The organism is Corallococcus sp. AB038B, from assembly GCF_003668955.1.
Lineage (GTDB): Bacteria > Myxococcota > Myxococcia > Myxococcales > Myxococcaceae > Corallococcus > Corallococcus exiguus.
On record NZ_RAWO01000032.1, the window covers coordinates 1 to 10,099 of the forward strand.

1 protein-coding gene is annotated in these 10,099 nt (G+C 68.9%); it reads left to right on the forward strand.

The features are described from left to right. A partial coding sequence (locus D7Y04_RS42320) for a non-ribosomal peptide synthetase (RefSeq protein WP_147477326.1) occupies positions 1-10,099 on the forward strand: 10,099 nt, incomplete at both ends.

The window sequence follows — 10,099 nt, forward strand, 5'->3', positions numbered from 1 at the left end:
AGGTGGACCGCAAGGCCCTGCCCGAACCGGAAGACACGTCGCGCTCGGCCGGCTTCGTCGCGCCGCGCAATGCAACCGAAGAGCAGCTCGCGGCCCTCTTCGCCGAAGTCCTCCGCGTGGAGCGGGTGGGCCTCCACGACGACTTCTTCGCGCTGGGGGGTCACTCCCTGCTGGCCACGCAGCTCGTCTCGCGCGTGCGGGCCACGTTCGCGGTGGAGTTGCCCCTGCGAGCCCTCTTCGAAGCACCGACCGTCGAGGGCCTCGCGCCGAAGCTGGACGGAGCCCGGTCCGCGACGCTCCGCGCACCGCCGCTGCGGCCTGTCGCGCGTGAAGGCACCATTCCGCTCTCCTTCGCCCAGCAGCGCCTCTGGCTGTTGGATCAGCTCCAGCCGGGTGATGCGTCGTACAACATCCCCACGGCGCTCCGACTGACGGGCCAGGTGGACGTGGAGTCGTTGCGCCGGGCCTTCGAGGCACTCGTTGCCCGCCACGAGTCCCTCCGCACCACGCTCTCCGCCGGGCACGAAGAGCCGTCGCAATGCATCCAGCCGCCCTCTGACTGGGAGTTGCCCGTCATCGACCTGACGGCCCTCCCCGAATCGCAGCGTGAGGAGGAGGCCCGGCGCGCGGCGGCTACGGAGGCCCACCGTTCCTTCCAGCTCGCCACGGGCCCGCTGCTGCGCAGCACGTTGGTGCGGCTGAATGAAACGGAGCACCTGCTGCTGGTGACGATGCATCACATCGTCTCCGACGGCTGGTCCATGGGTGTCCTCGTCCGCGAGCTGGCTGCCTTCTACGAAGCCTTCAGCGAGGGGAAGGCGCCCTCGCTCGCGCCGATGCCGGTGCAGTACGCGGACTTCGCGATGTGGCAGCGCCAGTGGCTCCAGGGTGAAGCGCTGGACGCACAGTTGGGTTACTGGAAGCAGCAGCTCTCTGGGGCACCCGCCGCACTGGACCTGCCCACGGATCGCTCGCGGCCGCCCGTGCAGTCACACCGCGGTGCCACGCTGGACGTGCGCATCCCCACCCAGCTCTCCGAGTCCCTCAAGGCCTTGGCCCAGCGCGAGGGCGCCACGCCCTTCATGCTGCTGCTCGCGGCCTTCCAGGTGCTCCTGTCGCGTTACTCGGCACAGGATGACGTGAGCGTGGGTTCGCCCATCGCGGGCCGGACCCAGGCGGAGACCGAAGGCCTCATCGGCTTCTTCGTCAACACCCTGGTCCTGCGCGCCCAGCTGAACCCGCGCGCGACGTTCCGGGAACTGCTGGCCCAGGTGCGAGGCACGACGCTCGCGGCCTACGACCATCAGCACCTGCCGTTCGAGAAGCTCGTGGAAGCCGTGCAGCCCACGCGCGATCTGAGCCGCAGCCCGTTGTTCCAGGCCATGTTCGTCCTGCAGAACACGCCGAATGAAGCGCTGCGTCTGCCGGGATTGTCCTTCCAGACCTTGCCGCTGGAGTCCCCCTTCGCGAAGTTCGATCTCTCCCTCGGTCTGCGTGAAAACCGGGACGGATTCGCCGGCACGCTGGATTACGCAACGGACCTGTTCGACGCCGCGACCATCCAGCGGATGGCCGGACACTTCGGTGTGTTGCTGGAAACCATCGCGAAGCAGCCGGACACGCGACTGGGCGACTTGCCGCTGCTCACGGACGCTGAGCGCCAGCAACTCCTCATCGAGTGGAACCCGCCTGCCTCGCACGTGCCGCGGGAGTCCAGCATCCCCGCGATGGTGGAGGCACAGGTGCGCCGCACGCCGGATGCCCTGGCCGTCATCACGCCCGAGCGGCAGCTGACGTACCGGGAGCTGGACGCCAAGGCGAACCAACTCGCGCACCGCCTGCGAGGACTGGGCGTCGGGCCCGAAGTCCGTGTCGGTCTCTGCGTCGATCGCACCGAGGACCTTGTCATCGGAGCACTCGGCATCCTCAAGGCCGGTGGCGCCTACGTGCCGCTGGACCCCAGCTATCCGCATGAGCGCTTGGGCTGGCTGCTGGAGGACGCCCAGGGCCCTGCCCTCGTCGCGCACTCCCATCTGCTCTCGGCGCTGCCCGAAACCAGTGCCACGCCGGTGTGCCTCGACTCGGACGCGGAACTGGCGAAGCAACCGACGACGGCTCCGGTGGTGGACATCCACCCAGGCCACCTCGCCTACCTCATCTACACCTCCGGCAGCACCGGCCGCCCCAAGGGCGTTGCTATCTCCCATGGCAACGCAGTGACGTTCCTCCACTGGGCCTTGGAGACCTTCTCGCCGGAGGAATTGAAGGGAACGCTCGCCGCGACGAGCCTCAACTTCGACCTCTCCGTCTTCGAGCTCTTCGCTCCGTTGAGCAGTGGCGGTGCGGTGGTGGTGGCGCGCAACGCCCTGCACCTGGCGGAACTGAGCACCGCTTCCCACGTCACCCTCGTCAACACCGTGCCCTCCGCCATGGCCCAGCTGCTGCGCCTGGGCGCGGTGCCGCCTTCCGTGCGCGTCATCAACCTCGCCGGTGAAGCCCTGCCGGAGACGTTGGCGAAGCAGGTCTACGCCGTCCCGACGGTGCAGAAGCTCTTCAACCTCTACGGGCCTTCCGAGGACACCACCTACTCCACCGCATCCCTCGTCGGCCGTGACGAAGTGCCGCTCATCGGCCGCCCGCTACCCGCGACGCGCGCCTACGTGCTGGACGCTTCGCTGCAACCGGTACCCGTGGGTGTCGCAGGCGAGCTGTACCTCGCCGGTGAAGGCCAGGCGCGCGGCTACCTCCTACGCCCGGAACTCACTGCTGAACGCTTCGTTCCGGAGCCCTACGGTCCCCCCGGCGGCCGCATGTACCGCACGGGCGACCGTGTCCGGTACCGCCTCGACGGGCGCCTGGAGTACCTGGGCCGCATCGACTTCCAGGTGAAGGTGCGTGGCTTCCGCATCGAGCTGGGCGAAATCGAAGCCGCTCTCCGCCGCGCCCCGGGCATCAAAGACGTTGTCGTCGTCACCAAGGGTGAAGCCGCCGACAAGCGCCTCGTCGCCTACGTCACTCCCAAGGCCGAGGCCTCGCTGGAGGTCGAGTCCCTCAAGGCCCACCTGCGCCAGGGCCTCCCCGAGTACATGGTGCCCGCCGCCTTCGTCGTCCTTCTCGCCCTGCCCCTCAACTCCAATGGCAAGGTGGACCGCAAGGCACTGCCGGAGCCGGAAGCGCAGCAGGCAGGCAGCACCTACGAAGCACCGCGCACACTCACCGAGGAGCAGCTCGCGAACCTCTTCGCCGAAGTCCTCCGCATGGAGCGAGTCGGTGTGCGGGACGACTTCTTCGCCATGGGAGGCCACTCCCTGCTGGCCACCCAGCTCGTCTCGCGCGTGCGGGCCACGTTCGAGGTAGAGCTGCCACTGCGGGCCCTCTTTGAAGCCCCCACCGTTGAAGCGCTCGCACCGAAGCTCGCGAGCGCCCGGTCCGCCGCGCACCGTGCACCTCCGCTGCAGCCTTCGCCGCGCGAAGGCGTCATTCCGCTGTCCTTCGCCCAGCAGCGCCTCTGGCTGTTGGATCAACTCCAGCCTGGGGACATTTCGTACAACATCCCCACCGCCCTGCGGCTGACGGGCCGCGTGGACCTGGAGTCCTTGCGTGGCGCCTTCGAGGCATTGGTGGACCGCCACGAATCGCTGCGCACGACGCTCTCCGCGGAGCACGAAGAGCCGTCGCAATGCATCCAGCCGTCTTCTGGCTGGGAGCTGTCCGTCATCGACCTGACGTCCCTGCCTGAGTCGCAGCGTGAGGAGGAGGCCCAGCGCGCGGCGGCCACGGAAGCCCTGCGTGCCTTCGACCTCTCCACGGGCCCGTTGCTGCGCAGCACGCTGGTGCGGCTGGGACAGGACTCGCACCTGTTGCTGGTGACGATGCACCACATCGTCTCCGACGGCTGGTCCTTGGGTGTCCTCGTCCGGGAAGTGGCGGCCCTCTACGAAGCCTTCAGCACCGGCCGCGCTCCCGTCCTCCCGCCACTGCCCGTGCAGTACGCGGACTTCGCCATGTGGCAGCGAGGCTGGCTCCAGGGTGAGGCCCTGGACGCGCAGCTGGGCTATTGGAAGCAGCAGCTCGCAGAGGCTCCGTCCGCGCTGGACCTGCCCACGGACCACCCGCGTCCGCCAGTGCAGTCCCGCCGCGGTGCCACGGTGGACGTGCGCATTCCGTTGGAGATCTCTCAGTCCCTGAAGGCCCTGGCCCGGGATGAAGGCGCCACGCCCTTCATGCTGCTGCTCGCGGCATGGCAGCTGCTCCTGTCGCGCTACTCCACGCAGGACGACATCAGCGTGGGTACGCCCATCGCAGGCCGCACCCAGGCGGAGACCGAGGGCCTCATCGGCTTCTTCGTCAACACGCTCGTCCTGCGCGCCCACGTGCAGCCGCAGGACTCGTTCCGCCAGCTGCTCTCCCAGGTGCGCGGTACGACGCTCACGGCCTACGAGCACCAGCACGTCCCCTTCGAGAAGCTGGTGGAGGTCCTCCAGCCCGCGCGAGACCTGAGCCGCAGCGCCCTCTTCCAGGCGATGTTCTCCCTGCAGAACACGCCCATGGAGACGCTCCGACTGCCTGGGCTGTCCTTCCAGACCGTCCCGTTGGACACGCGGTCCTCCAAGTTCGACCTCACGCTGACGTTGCAGGAATCGCCCCAGGGCTTCGGCGGAACATTGACGTACGCCACGGACCTCTTCGATGCGTCCACCATTCAGCGAATGGCGGGCCACCTGGGCGTGTTGCTGGAGTCCATCGCCGCCCAGCCGGACGCGACGCTCGCGAGCCTGCCCCTGCTCACCGCTCCGGAGCAGCGGCAGCTTCTCGTGGACTGGAACGGCCCCAGCGCCGAGTTCCCTCGCGACCTCTGCATCCATGACGCCTTCAGCGCCCAGGCCCTTCGCACGCCCGACGCGCTGGCCGTCATCTGCCGCGATGAGCAGCTCACCTTCCGTGAGTTGGACACGCGCGCCAATCAGCTTGCGCACCGGCTGGTGAAGCTGGGCGTCGGCCCCGACGTGCGCGTCGTGCTCTGCGTGGAGCGCTCCGTGGAGGCCCTCGTTGGCATCCTCGGCACTCTCAAGGCCGGTGGCGCCTACGTCCCCATCGACCCCAGCTACCCGCGTGACTGGCTCGCCCACGTCCTCCAGGACACCGGCGCTCCCGTCGTCCTCACCCAGCAGCGCCTGCGCGACTCACTGCCTCCGCACTCCGCGCACACCCTCTGCCTGGACTCCGACTCCGAGGACTTCGCTCTTGAGTCCCAGGACGCTCCGGTGACGTCGGTCACCCCGGAGCATCTGGCGTACATCATCTACACCTCCGGCAGTACCGGCCGTCCCAAGGGCGTGATGATTCAGCACCGCTCCGTGCTCAATCTGCGCGTCGCTCTCGCCGCTACGGTGCACGCGGACGCCCAGCCTGAGGAACGCGTCAGCGTCAACGCTCCGCTCTCCTTCGACGCCTCCGTCAAGCAGCTCATCCAGGTCCTCGACGGCCACACCCTCTGCATCGTCCCCGACGAGGCCCGCGCCGACGTCGGCGAGCTCGTCAACCGGATTGCCCAGGACGCCTTGGACGTCCTCGACTGCTCTCCCGCGCACCTGCGCCTGCTGGTGGATGAAGGCCTGCTGGAGCGCAAGGCCATCCCCCACCGCGTCCTCGTGGGCGGTGAAGCCGTGGACCCCGCCACCTGGCGTCACCTGGCCCAGGCTCCGCGCCCGCGCGTCTTCAACGTCTACGGCCCCACCGAGTGCACAGTCGACGCCACCGCCTGCGCCTTCGACGCCTCCCCCACGCCCACCATCGGTCGGCCCCTGCCCAACGTCCGCGTCTACGTGCTGGACCGCACGCTGCGCCCCGTTCCCATCGGCGTCGCGGGCGAACTCTTCATCGGTGGCGAGGGCGTCGCGCGCGGCTACCTCAATCGCCCGGAACTGACCGCGGACCGCTTCATCCCGGATGCCTTCTCCTCCACGCCCGGTGCCCGCCTCTACCGCACCGGCGACGTGGTGCGCTGGCGCGCGGACGGGATGCTCGACTACCTGGGTCGTGCTGACTTCCAGGTGAAGGTCCGCGGCTTCCGCATCGAGCTGGGTGAAGTCGAAGCCGCGCTCCTCAAGCATCCCCAGGTGCACGCCGCCGTGGTGATGGCTCGCGAGGACAACCCCGGTGACAAGCGGCTCGTTGCCTACGTGGTGCCTCCGGAAGGCACGGAGTCCGCGCCCACGCCCGAGTCCCTCAAGGACTGGCTCAAGCAGCTCCTGCCCGAGCACATGCGCCCCTCGGCGCTCCTCGTGCTGGAAGCGCTGCCGCTCAACACCAACGGCAAGGTGGATCGCAAGGCACTGCCCGCGCCCCAGAACGGGGCGCTCGCCTCCAGCTACGTCGCCCCGCGCACTCCCACCGAGGAGAAGCTCGCGTCCATCTGGGCAGGAGTCCTGCGCCTGCCTCAGGTGGGCGTGACGGATTCCTTCTTCGAACTGGGCGGGCACTCACTGCTGGCCACCCAGGTCGTGTCTCGCGTGCGCGCCGGGTTCAACGTGGAGCTCCCGCTGCGTGCCCTCTTCGAGTCCCCCACCGTGGAAGCGCTCGCGGTTCGCCTCTCCGGACTCACCCGCACGAGCACCTCGCAGCTCACCCGCGTCTCGCATGACGGTCCGCTGCCGCTGTCCTTCGCCCAGCAGCGGTTGTGGCTCATTGATCAGCTCGAACCGGGCAGCCCCCTCTACAACATGCCCGTCGCCGTCCGGCTGGAGGGCCACCTGCGCGCGGACATGCTCGAGCGCGCGCTGCAGGAAGTCGTGCGCCGACACGACGCCCTGCGCACCACCTTCACCCAGGTGAACGGTGAACCGGTCCAGCGCATCCACTCCGACAGTCCGGTGCCCATGGGGCTCGTGGACTTCACGGACGTGCCCGAATCCCAGCGTGAGTCCGAGACGCGGGACCGCGTGGAACAGGAGATGCGCCGGCCCTTCGACCTGCACACCGGTCCGCTCATCCGCACGCTGCTCTTCAAGCTTTCCGAGCGCGAACACGTCCTCGTCATCACGATGCATCACATCGTCTCTGACGGCTGGTCGTTGGGTGTGCTGGTGCGTGAAGTCACTGCTCTCTACGCGGCCTTCTCCGCGGGGCAGCCGTCGCCCCTGCCTGCGCTCTCCGTGCAGTACGCGGACTACGCGGACTGGCAGCGCCGCACGCTTTCGGGTGAGACGCTGCGTCAGGAGATGGCCTACTGGGAGGGGAAGCTCTCCGGTGCTCCCGCCGTGCTGGAGCTGCCCACCGACTTCCCCCGCCCGGCCGTCCGGAGCACCTCGGGCGCGACCTTCGGCTTCGCCCTTTCGAGGGAGTTGACGGAAGCCCTCCGCAGCCTGGGCCACCGTGAAGGCGGTTCGCTCTTCATGGTGCTGCTCGCGGCATGGCAGGGCCTGCTTGCGCGCTACACGGGCCAGCAGGACCTCAGCGTGGGCTCGCCCATCGCCGGCCGCACGCGCGCGGAGACGGAGGGCCTCATCGGCTTCTTCGTCAACACGCTCGTCCTGCGCGCGAAGGTGGACGAGGGCCAGTCCTTCCAGGCGCTGCTCCAGCAGGTGCGCGCCACGGTGTTGGACGCGTACGAGCACCAGGAGGTGCCGTTCGAAAAGCTGGTGGAGGTCCTGCAGCCGACGCGCAGCCTCAGCCACACGCCTCTCTTCCAGACGCTGCTCGCGCTCCAGAATGTGCCCACGGAGGACGTGCATCTGCCGGACCTCCGGCTGCGAAGGCTGGAGGCCACCCACTCGACGTCGAAGTTCGACGTGAGCGCCTTCTTCACGGAGACGTCCGAAGGACTGCTGGGCACGCTGGAGTACAGCACCGCCCTCTTCAAGCAGAGCACCGTGGAGCGGATGGCCCGCCACCTGCGCACACTGCTGGAGACCGTGGCCGCGAAGCCCGAGCAGCCCATGGCCCACCTGCCGCTCCTCTCCAACGACGAGCGCCAGCGCCTCCTCGTGGAGTGGAACGACACCGCAGCCGTCAGTCCCACCGATGTTCCGGTCCACGTCCACTTCGCCCGGCAGGCCCAGTGCACGCCCAACGCTGTGGCCCTGGTGCTGGGCGACGCGACGCTGACGTACGCCCAGTTGGACGCGCACGCGAACCAACTGGCCCATCATCTGCGTGCCCTCGGCATCGCCCCGGGTGCGCGCGTGGGTCTCGCCGTTGAGCGTTCCTTCGAGCTGGTGACGACGCTCCTCGCCATCCTCAAGGTGGGCGCGGCCTTCGTCCCCGTGGACCGCAATGCGCCCGTGGAACGCATCGCCATGCTGCTGGAGGACGCGGACGTCGGAGTGGTGGTCACGCACCAGCCCTTCGCTTCGTTGCTCCCTGCTACCGGCACCCGCGTCTGGCTGGATGCCCAGTCCGCGGAGATCGCTTCGCGGCCCACGCATGCGCCCGATGTTCGCGTGGACGGTGAAGCCCTGGCCTACGTCATGTTCACCTCGGGTTCCACGGGCCGCCCCAAGGGCGTCTGCGTGCCGCACCGGGGCATCACCCGCCTGGTGCTCGGCAGCACCTTCATGCGCTTCAGGCCCGACGAAGTCTGGCTCCAGTTCGCACCGGTGGCCTTCGATGCCTCCACGCTCGAAATCTGGGGTGCGCTGCTGCACGGCGCGAAGCTCGCCCTCGCTCCGCCGCACTCCCTCTCCCTGGAGGAACTGGCCGCCCAGCTGCGCCACCACCGCGTGACGTCCCTGTGGCTCACCGCCGCCCTCTTCGAGCAGATGGCCCTGCACCAGGGTGAAGCACTCGCGGGCGTGCGTCAGGTCCTTGCCGGTGGCGATGTGCTGCCTGCGGCCCGTGTGCGCGAACACCTCGCGCGTCTTTCGGAAGGTGCAACGTTCATCAACGGCTACGGCCCCACGGAGAACACCACCTTCTCCACCACCTTCTCCATGCAGCACGGCACGCGCGTGGACGGCGCCATCCCCATTGGACGGCCGCTCTCCAACTCCACCGTCTACGTGCTCGACTCGCACCTGCACCCGGTGCCCGTGGGCGTCGCGGGTGAGGTGTACGTCGGCGGCCAGGGCCTGGCTTGGGGCTACCTGAATCGTCCCGAGCTGACCGCGGAACGCTTCGTGCCCCATCCCTTCGCATCCACTTCGGGCGAGCGCCTCTACCGCACGGGCGACCAGGCCCGTTGGAGGGAGGACGGCACCATCGACTTCCTGGGCCGCGTCGACTTCCAGGTGAAGGTGCGTGGCTTCCGCATCGAGCTGGGCGAAGTCGAAGCCGCCCTGCGCTCCGCCACCGGCGTCAACGAGGCCATCGTCGTGGCTCGGGGCACGGACGCGGACAAGCGCCTTGTCGCCTACGTCACCCCGAGCGAAGGCCACTCGCTGGACGCGGACATCCTCAAGGCTGGCCTCAAGCAGCGGCTGCCCGAGTACATGGTGCCGTCGGCCGTCGTGGTGCTGGACTCCCTGCCCCTCAACGCCAACGGCAAGGTCGACCGCAAGGCCCTGCCGGAGCCCGACGCCCACGCCGTCGAGGCCCGGGACTTCGTCGCTCCCCGCGACGCGCTCGAAATGCAGCTCGCTCGAATCTGGGAGGACCTCCTCGGCGTCCGCTCCGTCGGCGTCCGCTCCAGCTTCTTCGAGTTGGGCGGTCACTCCCTGCTCGCAGTGCGCATGCTCGCGTCCATCCGTGAGCGTCTCGGCCTGAGCCTCCCTCTCTCTGTCCTCTTCCAGCAGCCCACCATCGAGCAGCTCGCACAGGTGCTTCGCGACGACTCACAGGACTGGACGCCTCTCGTCCCGCTGGAGCGTGGAGAGCCCGGGCACCGGCCGCTCTTCCTCGTCCACCCCGGCGGCGGCAACGTTCTGGCCTACTCGGAGCTGGCGCGCCGTCTGGGCCCCTCACTGCCCGTCTTCGGCCTCCAGTCGCGCGGACTCGACGGACAGCCCGTCGCCGAGTCCATCGAGGAGATGGCCGCCCTCTACATCGAAGCCATCCGCACGGTGCAGCCTCACGGCCCCTACCAACTGGGAGGCTGGTCTCTCGGCGGCGTCATCGCCTACGAGATGGCCCGTCGCCTGCGCGAGGCCGGTGAAGCCGTGGA